General features: G+C 41.0%; 16 protein-coding genes. 7 read left to right on the forward strand and 9 right to left on the reverse strand.

Features of this window, described 5'->3' with window-relative positions:
- Nucleotides 1-34 precede the first annotated feature (34 nt).
- Together VK179_11940 and VK179_11945 are read left to right on the forward strand one after the other, a co-directional pair.
- Entirely contained in the window at nucleotides 35-1,300 is a 1,266-nt protein-coding gene (locus VK179_11940; protein ID HLO59446.1) for a DUF4493 domain-containing protein, read from the forward strand.
- Nucleotides 1,301-1,472: 172 nt separating this feature from the next.
- Nucleotides 1,473-3,011, forward strand: coding sequence for a sugar transferase (locus VK179_11945; GenBank protein ID HLO59447.1), 1,539 nt, complete (start codon nucleotides 1,473-1,475; stop codon nucleotides 3,009-3,011).
- A 97-nt stretch (nucleotides 3,012-3,108) separates the two neighbouring features.
- Here the strand turns inward: VK179_11945 and VK179_11950 are convergent, their stop codons facing one another.
- The 7 genes from VK179_11950 to VK179_11980 form a co-directional block, all read right to left on the reverse strand.
- On the reverse strand, nucleotides 3,109-3,972 hold the full coding sequence (locus VK179_11950) for a polysaccharide biosynthesis/export family protein (GenBank protein ID HLO59448.1): 864 nt from the start codon (nucleotides 3,970-3,972) through the stop codon (nucleotides 3,109-3,111).
- The gene (locus tag VK179_11955) at nucleotides 3,914-5,035 is read right to left on the reverse strand and encodes a GDP-L-fucose synthase (GenBank protein HLO59449.1); all 1,122 of its coding nucleotides are present in this window, start codon (nucleotides 5,033-5,035) and stop codon (nucleotides 3,914-3,916) included. The genes VK179_11950 and VK179_11955 overlap by 59 nt, the downstream gene beginning before the upstream one ends.
- Before the next feature lie 13 nt (nucleotides 5,036-5,048).
- Entirely contained in the window at nucleotides 5,049-6,170 is a 1,122-nt protein-coding gene (gmd, locus tag VK179_11960) for a GDP-mannose 4,6-dehydratase (protein HLO59450.1), read from the reverse strand.
- A gap of 19 nt (nucleotides 6,171-6,189) precedes the next feature.
- A complete protein-coding gene (locus tag VK179_11965) occupies nucleotides 6,190-7,140 on the reverse strand; it encodes a Gfo/Idh/MocA family oxidoreductase (protein ID HLO59451.1) in 951 nt (316 codons plus the stop codon).
- Nucleotides 7,141-8,436, reverse strand: coding sequence for a nucleotide sugar dehydrogenase (locus tag VK179_11970; protein HLO59452.1), 1,296 nt, complete (start codon nucleotides 8,434-8,436; stop codon nucleotides 7,141-7,143).
- 52 nt (nucleotides 8,437-8,488) lie between these two features.
- A complete protein-coding gene (gene metK / locus VK179_11975; protein HLO59453.1) occupies nucleotides 8,489-9,742 on the reverse strand; it encodes a methionine adenosyltransferase in 1,254 nt (417 codons plus the stop codon).
- Between the two features lie 96 nt (nucleotides 9,743-9,838).
- Nucleotides 9,839-10,750 carry an ATP-binding cassette domain-containing protein gene (locus VK179_11980; GenBank protein ID HLO59454.1) on the reverse strand — a complete coding sequence of 304 codons (912 nt, stop codon included), beginning with the start codon at nucleotides 10,748-10,750 and terminating at the stop codon, nucleotides 9,839-9,841.
- 96 nt (nucleotides 10,751-10,846) lie between these two features.
- Here VK179_11980 and asnS point away from each other — a divergent pair, with 96 nt between their 5' ends.
- From asnS to VK179_11995, 3 genes are read left to right on the forward strand one after another with little or no spacing between them, the layout of a single operon-like run.
- On the forward strand, nucleotides 10,847-12,226 hold the full coding sequence (gene asnS / locus VK179_11985; protein ID HLO59455.1) for an asparagine--tRNA ligase: 1,380 nt from the start codon (nucleotides 10,847-10,849) through the stop codon (nucleotides 12,224-12,226).
- Nucleotides 12,227-12,242: 16 nt separating this feature from the next.
- Nucleotides 12,243-13,703: an RNA polymerase factor sigma-54 gene (rpoN, locus tag VK179_11990; protein HLO59456.1), complete on the forward strand. Its 1,461-nt coding sequence runs from the start codon at nucleotides 12,243-12,245 to the stop codon at nucleotides 13,701-13,703.
- Nucleotides 13,704-13,705: 2 nt separating this feature from the next.
- Complete coding sequence (locus VK179_11995) at nucleotides 13,706-14,314, forward strand: hypothetical protein (GenBank protein ID HLO59457.1); 609 nt, start codon at nucleotides 13,706-13,708, stop codon at nucleotides 14,312-14,314.
- On the opposite strand, the gene VK179_12000 is transcribed toward VK179_11995, so the two are convergent.
- Complete coding sequence (locus VK179_12000; GenBank protein HLO59458.1) at nucleotides 14,266-15,333, reverse strand: glycosyltransferase; 1,068 nt, start codon at nucleotides 15,331-15,333, stop codon at nucleotides 14,266-14,268. The genes VK179_11995 and VK179_12000 overlap by 49 nt on opposite strands.
- Nucleotides 15,330-16,106 carry a radical SAM protein gene (locus tag VK179_12005; GenBank protein ID HLO59459.1) on the reverse strand — a complete coding sequence of 259 codons (777 nt, stop codon included), beginning with the start codon at nucleotides 16,104-16,106 and terminating at the stop codon, nucleotides 15,330-15,332. The genes VK179_12000 and VK179_12005 overlap by 4 nt, the downstream gene beginning before the upstream one ends.
- Before the next feature lie 104 nt (nucleotides 16,107-16,210).
- Between VK179_12005 and VK179_12010 the strand changes: the two genes are divergently transcribed.
- Nucleotides 16,211-16,726: a CvpA family protein gene (locus VK179_12010; protein HLO59460.1), complete on the forward strand. Its 516-nt coding sequence runs from the start codon at nucleotides 16,211-16,213 to the stop codon at nucleotides 16,724-16,726.
- Nucleotides 16,727-16,780: 54 nt separating this feature from the next.
- Entirely contained in the window at nucleotides 16,781-18,058 is a 1,278-nt protein-coding gene (gene tyrS / locus VK179_12015; GenBank protein ID HLO59461.1) for a tyrosine--tRNA ligase, read from the forward strand.
- The last annotated feature ends 2 nt before the right edge of the window (nucleotides 18,059-18,060 follow it).

Consider the following 18,060-nt stretch of genomic DNA (forward strand, 5'->3'; position numbering starts at 1 on the left):
TTAATGTATACCAAACAGTTAAACTTAAATCCTTATGAAAACAAAACCGTTAGTTTGTGTTATTTTAATCCTTTTGTCATCTGTTTCCTGCCATAAAGATGACCCTGCTTTTGAAACCATGAAAGGCACTCTTTCCCTTCATGTAGGTTTATTTATCAGTGTGAATGAAGAGCCCGGCGAACTTAAATCCACCTTAGCGGGCGAAGATTTCAATGTTACAATTTTCACATCCTCAGGTTCTCAGGTGATGGCTTTTGACCGGGCTGCCGATATTCCGGATGAAATCATGCTCAATCCGGGGAACTATTACGTCACGGCACAATCGGCCAACAATTTACCTGCAGCATTCAGCAATCCTTATTATTACGGTGAGTCGGAAGTTTTCACAATTTCTTCGGGACAGCTGCAAACAGTAACAGTTACCTGTGAACTGGCCAACATCATGGTATCCATGGTTTATGCAGACCAGATAAAAACGTATTATTCCGATTTTTCCACTTTAGTTTCCACTTCGGCCGGCTCACTCACATACACCAAAGAGGAAACCAGGATCGGCTATTTCCAGCCATTACCTGTGAATATTGCAGTAACATTGACCAGGACAACGCAGACAGGAACTGAAACCAAAACACTTACAGGCAGCATTCCCGATCCAAAACCGAGAAGACATTATGAGATACACGTAAATGCTATGGTTGAAGGTTCCGCAGCATTTACGATCAATGTAACGGAAGGGGAAGATTCATTGCAAATTGTAAATATCAATGAAGGTGAGGAACCGCAGAACGGTGTATTTGCCCAGGGGGATCTGTTAATCACCGAAATCATGTATGATCCTGTAGCGTTAACTGATACGTATGGTGAGTGGATTGAAATATATAATAATACTACGGAAAGTATAGATTTGGGCGATGTTGTGATCCGGAAAGGAACCACAGAACACCATACCATTAATGGTCCGCTTATGCTGGCTGCAGGTGCATATGCCGTACTTGCCCGGTCAGAAACCGCATTATCAGGAAATAAATATGTATACGGTAGCTCTCTTTCACTGAATAACACCGGCACAACTCTTTCATTGTACAATTATGGCACGGACGGTACGGACGGCTCCCTGATTTTTGCCGTGGATTACAGTCAGTCCGCGTTTCCTGGCGGAACCGGTGCATCAATAGGCCTTTCCCCTTTAAAGATGAATAAGGAGGAGGCGATATTGGGTTCTTCATGGTGTGTCTCCAAAAGTGCTTACAGCACTGGTGACCTGGGCACTCCGGGAACCGTAAACGATTCATGTGAATAGAAATGGTTAAAGCCCTCATTGCGGTAATTATCTCAGACAGTTAAACCCCGTTAATGACAATCCGGTATCTGCTTTGAGGGCTTTTTGATTTAACAATAAAAAAGACAACAGCAAAAGATCATACTATTATCATTTGGTTAAATTTGCATGGGGCCATATATTTCTCAACTAAATGCAAAAAGGTTTCATAGCCGGTTTTACCAGTGATATAGCTCTTGTCACTGCTTCCTACATTTCCTGTGTTGGTTTAAAACCGGGTTCGGCAAGCAGTGTGTATTATCACAGCTATGCCGATTCGTTTTTGTATTTTATCCTTATCTGGACTGTTGCATCCTTTCTGCTTGAAAAATATAATTTCAGGCTGATTACCGGCTGGAGTGTGCTTTTTAAAAAGATTCTCATATGTAATGTGCTTATATTTTTTGCTGTAACCAGTATGATGTATGTTTTCCAAAGCTTTAATTATTCACGCTTTATAGTTTTGGGTACTATTGGTATTGCTACGTTTGCAGAAATCTTTACCGGTTCGGTATATATGCTATTTCACAATGCCCGGGTTCGGTATGAAAGCTGGACCAATACCGAAACGCAGGTTTCGGAAAAGGATTTATCACAATTATTTAAGAAGGTTGATTCACCCGTTGCCAAACGAAGTTTAAAGTACAATTTCGAATTAAGGGAAAGTTATCTCAGGAATGAAATAGGGATTGAGGCTTATGATTTTATTAAAAATTATGCAGCTATCGATTCACTGAATTCACTTATAATATCCACCACTACCACGTTCAATATTGATGCACAGATTCAGCGTGAATTTGAAGTTATACTGAATGTAAAACGAGTCAATGACTTCAGGTATATTAATAAATTCTTTGAATCGGTTAACTCGAAATTGCCTGTTGGAGGAATTTACATCGATTTCTTTGAAACAGTGAGCATGCGGAAAAAAAGGATTCTTGGAAAGTACCCTGTCGTTATCAATTACATGTATTATGCGGTGGATTTCATAATAAAGAGAGTTTTTCCAAAATTCGCCCTTACAAAAAAGTTATATTTTATTCTTACCCGGGGAGAAAACCGGGTTTTGTCGAAGGCCGAAACTTTTGGAAGGCTTTATTCCTGTGGTTTTGAAATTCTTGATGAAAAGCTGATAGGCAGCAATTTCTATTTTGTTGCGATAAAGGTAAAGGACCCGATGTTCCCTAGCAATCCCAGCTACGGGCCTGTCATTGCCCTCGAGAGGATAGGACGGGGAGGCAAAATAATAAAAGTGTACAAAATGAGGACCATGCACCCTTATGCCGAATACCTCCAGGATTATATTTATAAAAGGGCTGGTTTGCAGGAGGGAGGCAAGTTTAAGGATGATTTCAGAGTGACCACACTGGGTAAAATTATGAGAGTTTTCTGGTTGGATGAGTTACCTATGATCATCAACCTGTTGAAAGGGGATCTTAAAATTTTCGGTGTAAGGCCTTTAAGCCGGCAATATTTCAGGCTTTACACAAGGGAATTGCAAAGGCTGCGGATACTTACAAAGCCCGGATTGATTCCGCCATTTTATGTCGATTACCCAAAGACACTTGAAGAAATCATTGCATCAGAATTGAAATACCTCAGATCTTACTGCAAGCATCCCTTGAGAACCGATTGGAACTATTTCTGGAGAGCCGTTTTCAATATAGTTTTCCGGAGATACAGAAGTAAATGATTTGATTTTGCACTGAAATATTCGTTTACACCTTCGTAGAGACGGGATTTATCGCGTCTTTAGATTATGTTACCCAAATGAAATTCTCTAAAAAGAATTACTTATTCAGGTAATTCAAAACAAGAATCAGTGTTGAAACAGAAGTGAAGGCGAGTGAGATTGCTGGCATATTCATGCGGAACGATTTGTTTTTAATTGGTTCAACATAAACAATATCGTTGGGCAATAAAAAGAATCCGTCTGACGAAAGGATGTTCTTATTGGTCAGATTGAGCCTGAAGGAGATTGTTCCGTTAGCAGTGGGTCGGAGAACCAGTACCTGTTTACGGTTACCATAGTCGGTTATATCACCGGCCATACTAATCGCTTCGAGCACACTCAGCTGGTTATTGAAATTATTATAAGTACCCGGACGGTTTACTTCACCGATAACCGAGACTTTGAATGAAATCAACTTGACGATAACGGTGGCATCTTTCAGGTATTGGTCAGCTCTTTTTCTGATAGCGGCTATCGCTTCGTCCATTGTTTGTCCTGCGATTTTTATTCTGCCCAGAACTGGTATTTCAATATTTCCGGAATCACTCACCGAGTATCCGTTTATAAAAAGACTTGTTTCGTTCTGAAACAGGTTTTGCTGATATGAGCCGATAGTCTGGTTGATCAGGCTGCTCATATCTTCATTGAGTGAATATATTTTTACATAGATAATATCTCTTGTCTGAATGCGGTATTCCGGTTTATGTTTCGGATAGAATGTGCCGTTGGCCAGAGAGTCGACATCTTTCAGGTAAACCAGCTGACGGTGTGTGGTACAGGATACAGAAAAGAGTGCAATAATTCCAATAATAAAAATGACAGCTGATGGGCATGACAAATTATGATTCCTTGTTATCTGCATACTATTCAAGATATTCCTTGTAAACCCTGCTGATACCTTCTTCGAGTGTAATGGTTTCATGCCAGCCCAGTTCATGGAGTTTTTTAACACTTAATAATTTTTGAAACGTACCGTCAGGTTTCGAAGTGTCCCATTCAATCATACCGTCAAATCCTACAATTTCCTTTACTTTTTCAGCAAGTTCTTTAATTGTAAGGTCTTTACCGGTTCCGATATTAATATGAGTGTTTCTTATTTCAATTTTGCTGTCACGTGAAGTGATTTTATCTGAGAACTTATCTTTAACCAGTTCTTTAAAATCAACGCTTTCCATAATGTAAACGCAGGCATCAGCCATATCGTCGGAATGCAGGAATTCACGTCGGGGTGCCCCGGTACCCCATAATTTAACTGTTACAGGCGTTTCAGCTGAATTATGCCTGAAAATGCCATATTTCTCAAGCTTTTCACCGATTTCTATTTGTGTGGATGAGCCATCCACTCCTTCAATCGGTTTTTTCCGGAAATCTTTACGGATGGCATCCCAGTTGTTTTCGATGAGGCATTTGGCAAGGTGCATCTTACGGATAATGGCCGGCAAAACATGCGATTTCTCCAGGTCATAATTATCATTGGTTCCGTATAGATTGGTAGGCATCACCGAAATATAGTTTGTGCCATACTGGATGTTATAGCTTTCGCACATCTTGATGCCTGCAATTTTAGCAATAGCATAGGGTTCATTTGTATATTCCAGTACGTCGGTGAGCAGGTATTTTTCTTTAAGGGGTTGAGGGGCAAGTTTCGGGTAGATGCATGAACTTCCAAGGAAGAGTAATTTCTTCACACCGCTCAGGTAGCAGGCATGAATGACATTACTCTGAATCATTATGTTTTCATAAATAAACTGACCCCTGTAAATATTGTTGGCGATAATACCGCCGACTTTGGCTGCAGCCAGGAAAACGTATTCCGGTTTTTCTTCGGTGAAAAATGCATTCACAGCCCGCTGGTCCATTAAATCGAGATCGGGATATTGCCGGGTAATGATGTTATGATAACCTTTTTTTGTAAGGTTTCTCATTAATGCACTTCCAACCAGTCCGGTATGACCTGCAAGATATATTTTGCTGTCTTTTTTCATGGCTGTTAAATATCTATTCAAAATAGTTTAAAGTCTGGTATCCGCCATTCTTCAAATATACCTCTTTATGCATCAATTTTATATCGCTATGCATCATATCTTTTATAAGCGCCTTCAAATCATATTCAGGTTCCCATTTGAGCTTAGTCCGGGCCTTTGTCGGATCGCCAATCAGCAGATCTACTTCAGTGGGTCTGAAATAACGGGGATCAACAGCCAGGATTTCTTTTCCGACGGGAAGGGTATAATCAGGATTTGAACATGATTTTATATATCCTTTTTCGTTAACATCAGATCCGGTGAATCCAATTTCAATCCCAATTTCAGCGAAGGCCATCCTTACAAATTCCCTGATGGGAGTTGTTATACCTGTTGCAATAACAAAATCTTCAGGTTGATCCTGCTGAAGGATCAGGTACATTGCCCTTATATAATCTTTGGCATGTCCCCAGTCCCTTTTTGAATCAATGTTTCCGAGGAACAGTTTATCCTGCAAACCCAGGGCAATACGTGCAACTGCGCGGGTTATTTTTCTTGTAACAAAAGTCTCACCCCTGATGGGTGATTCGTGGTTAAACAAGATACCGTTACAGGCAAACATATTATAAGCTTCCCTGTAGTTTACCGTAATCCAGTAAGCATAAAGTTTGGCAACTGAATAAGGGCTCCTTGGATAAAACGGCGTTTTCTCACTCTGGGGAACTTCCTGAACCAGCCCGTAAAGCTCGCTTGTGGAAGCCTGGTAAAATCTTGTTTTATTGATCAGGCCAAGGATGCGGATAGCCTCCAGCATCCTCAGTGTGCCGATGCCATCGGCATTGGCGGTATATTCAGGAGTGTCGAAACTAACTTTTACATGGCTCATGGCAGCAAGATTATATATTTCATCAGGCTGCGTTTCCTGGATAATCCGGATGAGATTGCTTGAATCGGTTAAATCGCTGTAATGAAGAATAAAGTTCCTGTTTTCAACATGAGGATCGAGATAAAGGTGGTCTATTCTTTCCGTATTAAAAAGTGAACTTCTTCGTTTGGTACCGTGAACGATGTATCCTTTTTTTAACAGGAATTCTGCCAGATAAGCGCCGTCCTGTCCGGTTATCCCTGTTATCAGTGCAACTTTTTGAGAGCTCATGTAGGTGGGTATAAATTTATTAGGCTTTCCTGCACAATTCGTGGTAATCTCCTTTTAATCCGACAGGAGTGGAATTCCTGATCTCGTAAACCATCTGAACTGAGGGTTGAGCATCTTTAAGTCCGAAACCGTTTCCGGCCAGGATCTCCTGGTAGCTTTTGGTGTGAAGATCAGTGAATCCTTCGCTGAACTCTATCTCACTTTTATCCATAACTATGGACCGATATGTTCTTTTGCCCTGTTGTTTCGCCTGGTCAGGGATATCATTATAATCAAGGCTAAGGAACCATTTTACACGTGCTTTTTCAAGTTCAAGGTATCCTCCGGCCTTCGTTGGTGTCATCACATGGACCACACTTTTGGTAACATTTCCAAAAATCCATGAGAGCATATCGAAGAAATGAACTCCGATGTTTGTTGCAATTCCTCCTGATTTATGGATATCTCCTTTCCAAGATGTAAAGTACCAGTTACCGCGGCTTGTTATATAGGTAAGGTCTATATCATGTATCTTACCTTCCGGCAGGCTGTCGATTTTTTTCTTCAGGTCAATCAGAACGGGGTGCAGGCGGAGCTGCAGGATTGTATTAATCTTCCTTTTATACTCATTTTCAATTTCCGCAAGGGCATCAATGTTCCATGGATTGAGGACAAGGGGCTTTTCGCATATGGCACTTGCGCCTGAACGAAGGGCAAAACGAATATGAGAATCATGAAGGTAGTTGGGGGAACAGATACTCACATAATCGAGATGCACTGCTGATCGGCGCAGTTTATCAACATGCCTGTCGAATCGTTCAAATTCAACAAAAAAGTGACTTTCGGGGAAATAACTGTCTATTATCCCAACGCTGTCTGATGGATCGAGCGCTGCCAATAATACATTTCCTGTGTCTTTGATTGCTTTAAGGTGCCTTACAGCGATATAACCACCAACACCGATGATCGCGAATTTTTTTTGATTAGACATTTAGAGGCTGATGTATGTTAATCTATTAATTTTGTTTCTGTAGGTTCCTTTAACATCCATTACGATTCCGTTTTTATCAGAATGTGAAACAAAGTATTCCTCAGGAAGATTAATGTATTCATTATGGGCAACTGCTACAATAATGGCGGCATAATCATTTCCCGGTTTATCACAAAGATGGAATCCGTATTCTTTTTCAAGTTCTTCGGAATTAGCATAGGGATCAATGATTTCAACAACCACGCCATAAGATTTTAATTCGTTCACCACATCGGCAACTTTTGAATTCCTGATGTCGCTTACGTTTTCCTTGAAGGTAGCACCGAGAACCAGTACTTTTGAATTCAGCACATTTTTCCCGGCTTTGATTATTTTTTTTACCACCTCGGTAGCGATGAATTTTCCCATGCCATCATTAACAGCACGGCCTGAGTTGATTACCTGAGCGGCGTGACCGAGTTCGGCTGCCTTAAAAGTAAGGTAATACGGATCAACACCGATGCAATGTCCGCCTACCAGTCCGGGGTAAAATTTGAGAAAGTTCCATTTTGTACCGGCAGCTTCGAGAACTTCATATGTATTGATCTGCATTTTATTGAAGATCATTGACAGTTCGTTCATCAGGGCTATGTTCACATCACGCTGGGTATTTTCAATAATTTTTGCGGCTTCGGCAACTTTTATTGAAGATGCCTTGTAAACGCCTGCTTTTACAACAAGTTCATATACTTTGGCAATTTCTTCAAGTGATTCCTGGTCGCAACCCGATACAATCTTTGTAATTGTAGTAATTGTATGTTCTTTGTCTCCCGGGTTGATTCTTTCAGGCGAATAACCTAATTTGAAATCAACACCGCATTTCAGTCCTGACATTCCTTCGAGAATATCCCGGCATTCTTCATCGGTTGTACCCGGATATACAGTGGATTCATAGACAACGTAGTCGCCTTTTTTAAGCACTTTGGCAACTGAACGTGTTGCGGAAAGCAGGGGATTTAGATCCGGCAGGTTATGCTTATCGATTGGTGTGGGAACGGCTACAATATGAAAGCTAGCCTGTTTGAGCACATCGAGCTGAGTGGTGAACTCAATGTCAGTTCCCTGGAATGCTTCTGCATCCAGTTCATCGCTTGGGTCAACGCCCTTTTTCATCATTTCAATGCGAGGAGCATTGATATCGAAACCCACAACTGAAATCTTTTTTGCAAACGCAAGTGCAATAGGAAGTCCTACATATCCCAGGCCAACAAGGGATAGTTTAGCTTCTTTATTAAGGAGCTTGTCGTAAATACCCATAGTTTTTATTTATAAAGCTGTGAATTAATCAGTTAAAAATAGTTATCGGAATTTATTTTAAACCGAACTCTTTTTTGATTTTATCAACATAGTCCAACTTTTCCCAGGAGAAAAAGTCAACTTCCTTTGTGGTTGAAGAACCATTTTGTAAGAGAGTAACTTTTTGGGTATAGGGTTCCCTGCCCATATGACCGTAGGCAGCAGTTGGAAGGAAAACAGGATTTTTAAGCCCCAGTCTTTTAATAATAACAGCGGGCCTGAGGTCGAAAATACTTGCAATTTTTGCAGCGATTTCTCCATCGTCCATTTTAACATGTGAAGTGCCAAATGTGCTGACATAAACGCCAACAGGTTTAGCCACGCCAATAGCATAAGCTACCTGTGCCAGAACTTCGTCAGCCACACCTGCTGCCACCATGTTTTTAGCTATATGACGCATGGCGTATGCGGCCGAGCGGTCAACTTTAGAACTGTCTTTACCGGAGAAAGCACCGCCACCATGGGCACCTTTTCCACCGTACGTATCCACAATAATTTTCCGGCCTGTAAGACCTGTGTCTCCATGTGGGCCGCCAATAACAAATTTACCTGTGGGATTAACATAGAGCAGGAATTTATCATCAAATAAAGCCTGTACACGTTTGGGCAATACGGCAATAACTCTTGGCAGAAGGATAGTTCTTACGTCATGCTCAATAGTTTTTAGCATGGCATCATCCTTATCAAAGTTATCGTGTTGTGTAGAAACAACGATAGTATGAATTCTCACAGGCTGTCCGTCGTCTCCGTATTCAATGGTTACCTGTGATTTGGCATCCGGCCGCAGGTACTTCATTACCTTACGTTCACGCCTTATTTGTGCCAGTTCTTTTAACAGGATGTGCGAAAGTTCAAGTGACAATGGCATAAAATTATCCGTTTCACGGCATGCGTAACCGAACATCATACCCTGATCACCGGCACCCTGGTCTTCCTCGTTTCCTCTCTCAACTCCCCTGTTGATATCCTGCGATTGTTCATGAATTGAAGATATTACACCGCAGCTGTCAGCTTCGAACATATAATCGGAATGCACATATCCTATCTTTTTAATTACCTCACGGGCTACCTGTTGCACATCGACGTATGCATTTGTTTTCACTTCACCGCTGAGTACAACGAGGCCTGTAGTTACAAGAGTTTCACAGGCAACTTTAGATTCGGGATCACGACGTAAAAACTCATCAAGGAGCGCATCGGATATTTGATCAGCCACTTTATCAGGATGTCCTTCGGAAACGGATTCGGATGTAAATAAATATGCCATTTAAGTATAAGTTTAAAATTTTACAATGTTGACAAAGATACAAAGAGAAATTAATCAACTGGAATATGTACGTTGCAAGTTGATAAAGGTTAACTTTTAAGAGGTAAGGTCACGAAATACATCCTCCAATCTTTTATCCTGGCGGTGCATGGAAAGAATAATCAATTCGTTTTCAACCGCATATTTAAAAAGGTCACCCCGGATATCTGCGTCGCTCGAAGATTCAATCAGCCATGTATTGTCCTTTAGCTTTTTAATGTTTTTTACCCCTTGAATTTTTTCAATAAGATCCACTTTTAAATTTTGACTGCCAAATTCAACAATAATGGTGTGATTCTGTTCGGAAATATGAACTCCCAGGTTGCCGGTAAGGTCATTGGCCACTACCTGACCTTTATTGAGAATAATCACCCGCCGGCAGATAGCCTCCACCTCCTGCATGATATGGGTAGAAAGGATTACTGTTTTTTCCTTACCTAATTCAGATATCAGGTTCCTGATTTCAATAATCTGGTTAGGATCAAGACCTGTAGTAGGTTCATCAAGAATCAGTATATCCGGATCATGGATGATCGCCTGTGCAAGTCCCACACGTTGTTTATATCCTTTAGAAAGAAGACCTATTTTTTTGTGCATTTCAGCACCCAGTCCGGTCATCTGAATTACTTCGTCAACCCTTTTGACGTTGTTTTTTGCACCATACAAACCTGCAACATGACCGAGGTATTCTTTTACATATAAATCCGTATACAAAGGATTATTTTCGGGAAGATATCCAAGGTGCCGTTTTACTTCATGAGGGTAATTCTTTACTGAAAGGTCATTTATTATAACATCCCCGGAGGTTGGCAGAAGCAAAGAGCAGATAATTTTCATCAGAGTGGACTTACCGGCCCCGTTTGGCCCTATCAGCCCGACTATTTCACCTGAATTTACAGAAAAACTAACATTGTTGAGGGCCAGTTGCTGCCCATAGCTTTTTGTAAGATCTTCAACTGTTACAGACATTGAAACTTAAGTTTTACAGCCAAATATAAGGTATTACTTTTTAATAAACGGTAAAATACTATTTTTGCAGGTTACAATTAAATCTATAACATTCTCATGAGAATTAAAGAGCTGCTACAATCACGTGAATTCGAAGCCGAAGTATTGGTAAAAGGCTGGGTAAGAACAAAACGTGGTAATAAAAATATTTCATTCGTTGCTTTGAACGACGGATCCATTATTCACAATATCCAGGTGGTATTTGATATGAGCCGGTTTGATGAGGAGGTGATGAAGAAAGTTACAACCGGTTCCTGTATCGCTGTTAAAGGAAAACTGATTGAATCGCCGGGGAAAGAGCAGAATGTTGAAGTTCATGCTGATACGCTGGAACTATATGGAACTGCTGATCCTGATCTGTATCCGTTGCAGAAGAAAGGACACACACTCGAATTCCTGCGCGAGATTGCCCATTTAAGACCCCGTACCAATACATTCGGCGCTGTTCTGCGAATAAGGCATGCGATGTCATTTGCCATTCATAAGTATTTCAATGATCATGGGTTTTATTACCTGCACACCCCAATAATTACCGGTTCCGACGCCGAAGGGGCAGGGGAAATGTTCCGGGTTACAACGCTTGATTCCAAAAATCCACCTATGACTCCGGAGGGGAAAGTGGATTTCAGCCAGGACTTTTTCGGCAAAGAAACGAATCTTACTGTTTCGGGCCAGCTTGAGGGAGAACTGGGTGCAATGGCATTGTCACTTATTTATACATTCGGACCTACTTTCAGGGCTGAGAATTCAAATACACCAAGGCATCTTGCCGAGTTCTGGATGATTGAGCCTGAAATGGCGTTTTATGAGATCAATGATAACATGAACCTGGCGGAAGATTTCCTGAAATACCTGATCCGCTATGCCCTTGAAAACTGCAAGGATGACCTGGCTTTCCTTTGTGAAATGTATGACAAGGAATTGCTGACCCGTTTAAATTTTGTAGTAAATAACAGTTTTGAACGGATCACGTATACATCTGCAATTGAAACGCTGACGAAATCGGGAACTGATTTTGAGTTTCCGGTTTCATGGGGAATGGATCTGCAAACAGAGCATGAAAGATATCTTGTTGAAAAGCATTATAAGAAACCTGTGATTGTTACTGATTATCCGATGGCCATCAAGGCATTTTATATGAAACAAAATGATGATGGCAAAACAGTTCGGGGTATGGATGTGTTATTTCCTAAGATTGGTGAGATTATAGGAGGATCGCAACGTGAAGAAAGCCTTGAAAAACTGGAAAGAAGAATTAAAGAATTAAATATTCCGGACAAAGATATGTGGTGGTATATTGATACCAGAAAATTCGGAACTGCTCCGCACAGCGGATTTGGACTCGGATTTGAAAGATTGCTTCTTTTTGTTACGGGTATGAGTAATATCAGGGATGTAATCCCATTTCCGAGATTCCCAAAAAATGCCGAATTTTAATTTGTAAACCGGATCTATGCTCAAGCAGAAATTACAGCAAAAATTGCTGCAAAAATTATCTCCCCAGCAGATACAGATGATCAAGCTGCTGGAGATACCTACCATGCAGCTTGAGCAGAGAATTAAAGCCGAAATAGAGGAAAATCCGGCTCTTGAAGAAGGAGCTCTTGAAGAAATGATGGAAACGGATTCATCCGATGATGATATCAGCAGCGATCCGAATGATAAGGATAAGGAAGAATTCACGCTCGAAGATTATGTGGATGAGGATGAATATCCTTCGTATAAACTGAATGCACAGAATTATTCAAAGGATGATAAGAGGGAAGAAATTCCTTTTTCAGTAGGGTTGTCATTTCACGATCATCTTGAGGATCAGCTCGGCATGCGCCCGCTTGACGAAAAGCAGAGGCTTCTTGCCTTGTATATGCTTGGAAATATTGATGATGACGGGTATCTGAGAAGACGCCTTGAGAGCATTGTGGATGATGTTGCCTTTGCACTTAATATTAAAACTGATGAACCCGAGCTGATCGGTATCCTGAGGATCATCCAGGAACTTGATCCTCCCGGTGTAGGCGCCAGGAATCTCCAGGAATGTCTCGTACTTCAGATTGAAGCCAAAGATCTTGAAAACCCGACCATTCAGCTAGCACACAAAATTCTGAAGGATCATTTTGAGGAATTTACCCGGAAACATTACGATAAAATTCTTACCCGGTTAAATATTAAGGATGAACAGCTTAAGGATGCCCTTGATGAAATACTCAAACTGAATCCAAAACCGGGAAGCGCTTATACTGATCCTCAGAACAAGGGCTACGGCCATATTATACCTGATTTTATCCTCGAGAACAACGAAGGCGATCTGGAACTCAGTCTGAATGCAAGAAATGTTCCTGAATTAAAGGTCAGCAGGACATATAATGATATGCTTCTGAATTACCAGCATAATAAAGGCAATAATTCCAAAACCGAAAAGGAAGCACTGACTTTCGTCAAGCAAAAGCTGGATTCCGCTAAATGGTTTATCGATGCCATACGGCAAAGGCAAAATACTTTGCTTGTAACCATGAATGCCATTATTTCATACCAGCATGAGTATTTTGTTACGGGCGACGAAACCAAGCTAAAGCCTATGATTCTGAAAGATATTGCAGATATTACAGGGCTCGATGTTTCGACCATTTCACGGGTTGCAAACAGCAAATACATTCAAACCAATTTTGGCATTATTCCTCTTAAATTCTTTTTCTCCGAAGGAATGCAAACAGAATCAGGAGAGGAAGTGTCAACTAGGGAGATAAAAAAGATTTTGCAGGATTGTCTTGATTCCGAAGACAAACGCCATCCCATAACGGATGACCGGCTTGCTGAAATATTAAAAGAAAAGGGATATCATATTGCCCGGCGTACGGTTGCAAAATACAGGGAGCAACTTAATATACCGGTGGCAAGGATGAGAAAAGAGCTATAATTATGGAGAAACGATTCGCAACATTTATTTCATACCTGGCTCATCCTTTAATCGTTCCAATCCTAGGCCTCATGGTTATCGGAAATTCGGGAACCTATATGGCTGACATCGATCCCCGTTTCAGACAATATATTTATGTTACTGTGTTTATTTTCACGCTCCTTCTTCCCGTTGCTTTAATTCCTCTTTTTTATTATTTCGGTCTTGCACGCAATGTATATTTCAGTGAGAAAAGAGAACGAATAATTCCATTATACCTGACCCTTGTTTTTTACCTTGTTGCCTATTTCCTTGTAAAGAGGGTTCCGGTTTCTGCTGTATATCAAAGGTTTTTATTCAGTGGTTGCCTGTCGATGCTTTTCCTTTCTGCTATATCAAATTTTTGGAAGATAAGCGCACATATGGTTGGGTGGGGAGGTATTACGGGACTGATCCTTATGCTATCCATCCGGTTTAATACCGATCTGATGCTTTTCATGATTGTAAGCCTTCTCATTTCAGGTATAGCCGGATATGCCCGTTTGCGACTCAACGCTCATAACGGACGTGAGCTGTATACAGGTTATTTACTTGGATTGGCAATTATGGTAGTGGTTTTCTCCTTCAAATAACCGGCATAAAGCTTTTTCAAATCAAATTGTGATTGTAATACAAAACTGAACAATCCCGTTCTACTCAATCTTTCGGCAAGATACTCCTGTTCAGGCTGACCGGGTGTCGGAACTAAAACAGCCGGCTTTTGAATTTCAATCAAATCCATTATGCTTGAATAACCTGACCTGCAAATGACAAGATGAGCTTTTCTCAATAAAGAAAGAAATTCAGGGTCAACAAGGTGATTTACCATTTTAACATTTTCTGTCAGGGTATCGTCCTCAAAATCCTGCATGCCCGAAATAATTAATATTTTACATTGCATGGTCTTTGCCTGGGCAATGATTCTGCTTGTGAAATGTCTCAATTGAGGCTGTGGTCCGCTAAGTGAAACTACGATATCATATTCGGGAGTATTAATTAAGGAAACACTTTGAAATCGTGACAGCCATCCGATAAACCGAGCATTGGCAGGCAGACTGAAGCGATGAGAAAGATTACCGGTAAGATTACCAGCATCTTTTATATCAGGAATCCAGCATTCATCAAACCGGGTCACAAGTCGTTTTAATATAAGGTAAAGCGGGTATTCCGCCCATGAAAAGTAAACCGGCAGAACAGGAGATAGCTGATGAGTGATAATGATGTTGTGTGTTATTGCCGAATAAATTCCATAGCGGTTATCTGATACTATGGTATCGATTTTATACTTTGAAATCAGGGGTTTAAGTTGCCGGTGTTCTGCAATCACAGAATTTGCAAGCAGAGGAACCTGGAACAAAACTGATAGTATCAGTCCCCGTGGGTTTCCGGGATATTTTACCGAATACGTATTGAAATGTTCATAAGGTAGTTCCGGGAATGACTCATGAATAAGCGATCCTGATTTTCCTGAGCCACCCAGAATAACCTTCCAGCCATGACTTAGAAAGCAGCGAATAACAGGGATTAACCGGGTTGCATGTCCCAATCCCCAGTCGAGCGGACATATAAAAACAGTTCCGGGTTTCCTGTTTTGTATTAGTTCATTTATCAAGGGGTAACAAGGGTTTCAATACCTAAATTCCTTACCAGGGAAGCAATATGTTCAAGTTCTTCAGGTGTAGCGGCTTGCAGTCCGTTTACTGCCGTATCCCTGGCAAGCGAATAGATCATTACAGTCTGAGGTTTAACTTCTTCAAGCACAGCAAGCCACGCTTTGATCTCGTTTTCGGTTGTATTATCTACATAAATCCCGTTGCAGGTACCCTTGAAAAAAAGAGACTGAATCAGAAGCTTGCCGCTGAAGGCTCTGAACGCGGCTTTAATATTATCAGGATTATAACTTCCCTTCGGGCAATTGATTGCTTCAAGCGTTCGTGGTATGGCTGAATCAAGTTTCAGTATATTCAGATCAACCTCAAGCAATGATTTATGAATGTGCGGCTGCCCAATAAGAGTGGCATTTGATAGTACGGCAATTTTTGCACCCGGCAACAAGCGATTGCGGATTTCGATTGTTTCTTTGATAATGCGCGGGAATTCAGGATGCAATGTTGGCTCGCCATTTCCGGCAAAAGTGATGCAATCAAGGTACTCACCCTGCAACTTCATTTCGGCGAGTTTATTTTCAAGCGAAATCCTTACTTCATCCGCAGAGGGGAAAGAATGGCTTTTATCGGCGAGCGGGGTAAGTCCGCATTCACAATAAACGCAGTTAAAATTACACACTTTCAGGCCAGCGGGCAGTAAATTAATGCCGAGTGATTCACCAAGCCTGCGGCTCCATACAGGCCCGAATATGATTGTATCAAACAGAAAAGTAGACATACAGATGGCAAATATAGTACATGCCGTTGCGAGATTAGTAATTAATTCATGATCATTGTTATTCCAAATGGTTAATTTTAACAACATACTTTTATCGTGAGCCTATGAATTATATCGATCTGTTTGTCCTTGTGCTTCTGGTGTATGCCATATTCAAAGGGTTTACAAAGGGTTTTATATTACAAATGACAGTGATAGCAGCACTGGGTTTGGGAATCTATGCTGCTCTTAAGCTCTCTGATTTAACTGCCCTTAAGCTGAAAGGACATGTTTCACTCAGTCCTGAAAGTCTCCATTTGCTGGCAATGGGGTTAACATTTGCTCTTGTTTTCTTCCTTGTTTGGTTGCTGGGCAAACTTGTAGAAAAAATGGTCGAAGCTATGGACCTTTCCATGCTCAACCGGTTATTCGGCGTTGTTTTCAGTGCTGCAAAAATTCTTTTGATTTGCGGATTGATACTGGCTTTTGTCGACAGGATTGATCAGAAAATTGCATTTCTGCCGAAAAACACAAGAGAGAAATCAATATTCTATGAGCCTTTGACAAAAATGATAATCACCGTTTTTCCATCCATGCATACACCAGGTACAAATTATGAAGGTGTGAAAGTTCAAGTGTGAATCACTTCCGATATTTAATGGAACCTAAATAGTATATTTGCCAAAATTTTTCATATGACTTTCATTGAAGAACTCAGTTGGAGGGGAATGATTCATGATATGATGCCCGGCACTGAGGAACAATTGCAGAAGGAGATGACTGCGGGTTACATCGGATTTGATCCCACTGCTGATTCACTTCATATCGGGAACCTGCTACCCATCATGCTTCTTGTCCATTTCCAGCGGAGCGGCCATAAGCCGATTGCACTGGTTGGCGGTGCTACCGGTATGATTGGCGATCCCTCGTTCAAAGCTGAAGAGCGAAAATTTCTTGATGAAGATACGCTTAGGCATAATTTATCGTGCCAGCGTAAACAGCTTGAAAAATTCCTCAACTTTGATTGTGGCGCCAACTCAGCTGAAATCGTCAATAATTATGACTGGTTCAAAGAATTTTCATTTCTTGGCTTTTTACGTGAGGTAGGCAAGCATATAACCGTCAATTATATGATGTCGAAAGATTCTGTGAAAAAGAGGCTTGAAACCGGGATCTCTTTCACCGAATTTACATACCAGCTGATCCAGGGACATGACTATTTCCATCTTTATAGGGAAAAGAACTGCAGGTTACAAATGGGAGGCTCCGACCAGTGGGGAAACATAGTTACAGGTACGGAATTGATCCGCAGGAAAGCGGGAGGAGAGGCCTATGCCCTGACATGTCCACTTGTCACTAAATCGGATGGAGGCAAATTCGGGAAGTCCGAAAAAGGAAATGTATGGCTTGATGCCAATAAAACTTCCGTGTATGCCTTTTACCAGTTCTGGCTGAATACTTCGGATGAAGATGCTGAAAAGTACATAAAGTTGTTTACCTTACTCACACAGGAAGAAATTCAGAAGATTACCGATGAGCATAAGGCCGAGCCTCATTTGAGGCTTCTGCAAAAAAAACTGGCCACCGAGGTCACGTTAATGGTACACTCATCTGAAGGACTGGAAACGGCTATTGAAGCATCAGAAATACTATTCGGAAAGGGAACCGAAGAATCACTTAAAAAACTTGATGAGGGTACATTTTTAAGTGTCTTCGATGGTGTTCCGCTCTTTGTTGTTGAAAGGGAAAAACTCCAACAGGGAATAAACATTGCCGAGTTGCTGGGTGAGATCACTGCTGTTTTACCTTCCAAAGGCGAGGTAAGACGAATGATCAAAGGCGGTGGCATAAGCCTTAATAAGAAAAAAATAGAAGATGAGAATGCCGTCATTGGTACGGATTACCTTATAAACAACCGGTATATACTGGTTCAGAAAGGAAAAAAGAACTATTACCTGATTAATAGCAAATAATA

The organism is Bacteroidales bacterium (assembly GCA_035299085.1).
In the GTDB taxonomy this organism is placed as follows: domain Bacteria; phylum Bacteroidota; class Bacteroidia; order Bacteroidales; family UBA10428; genus UBA5072.

Coding starts and splice junctions, on each gene's coding strand:
- VK179_11955 (HLO59449.1), bottom strand. CDS start 5,035: ATGAAAAAAGACAGCAAAATATATCTTGCAGGTCATACCGGACTGGTT.
- gmd (HLO59450.1), bottom strand. CDS start 6,170: ATGAGCTCTCAAAAAGTTGCACTGATAACAGGGATAACCGGACAGGAC.
- tyrS (HLO59461.1), top strand. CDS start 16,781: ATGACTTTCATTGAAGAACTCAGTTGGAGGGGAATGATTCATGATATG.
- VK179_11940 (HLO59446.1), top strand. CDS start 35: ATGAAAACAAAACCGTTAGTTTGTGTTATTTTAATCCTTTTGTCATCT.
- VK179_11995 (HLO59457.1), top strand. CDS start 13,706: ATGGAGAAACGATTCGCAACATTTATTTCATACCTGGCTCATCCTTTA.
- VK179_11950 (HLO59448.1), bottom strand. CDS start 3,972: ATGAAACCATTACACTCGAAGAAGGTATCAGCAGGGTTTACAAGGAAT.
- metK (HLO59453.1), bottom strand. CDS start 9,742: ATGGCATATTTATTTACATCCGAATCCGTTTCCGAAGGACATCCTGAT.
- VK179_11980 (HLO59454.1), bottom strand. CDS start 10,750: ATGTCTGTAACAGTTGAAGATCTTACAAAAAGCTATGGGCAGCAACTG.
- rpoN (HLO59456.1), top strand. CDS start 12,243: ATGCTCAAGCAGAAATTACAGCAAAAATTGCTGCAAAAATTATCTCCC.
- VK179_12005 (HLO59459.1), bottom strand. CDS start 16,106: ATGTCTACTTTTCTGTTTGATACAATCATATTCGGGCCTGTATGGAGC.
- VK179_11970 (HLO59452.1), bottom strand. CDS start 8,436: ATGGGTATTTACGACAAGCTCCTTAATAAAGAAGCTAAACTATCCCTT.
- VK179_12010 (HLO59460.1), top strand. CDS start 16,211: ATGAATTATATCGATCTGTTTGTCCTTGTGCTTCTGGTGTATGCCATA.
- VK179_11965 (HLO59451.1), bottom strand. CDS start 7,140: ATGTCTAATCAAAAAAAATTCGCGATCATCGGTGTTGGTGGTTATATC.
- VK179_11945 (HLO59447.1), top strand. CDS start 1,473: ATGCAAAAAGGTTTCATAGCCGGTTTTACCAGTGATATAGCTCTTGTC.
- asnS (HLO59455.1), top strand. CDS start 10,847: ATGAGAATTAAAGAGCTGCTACAATCACGTGAATTCGAAGCCGAAGTA.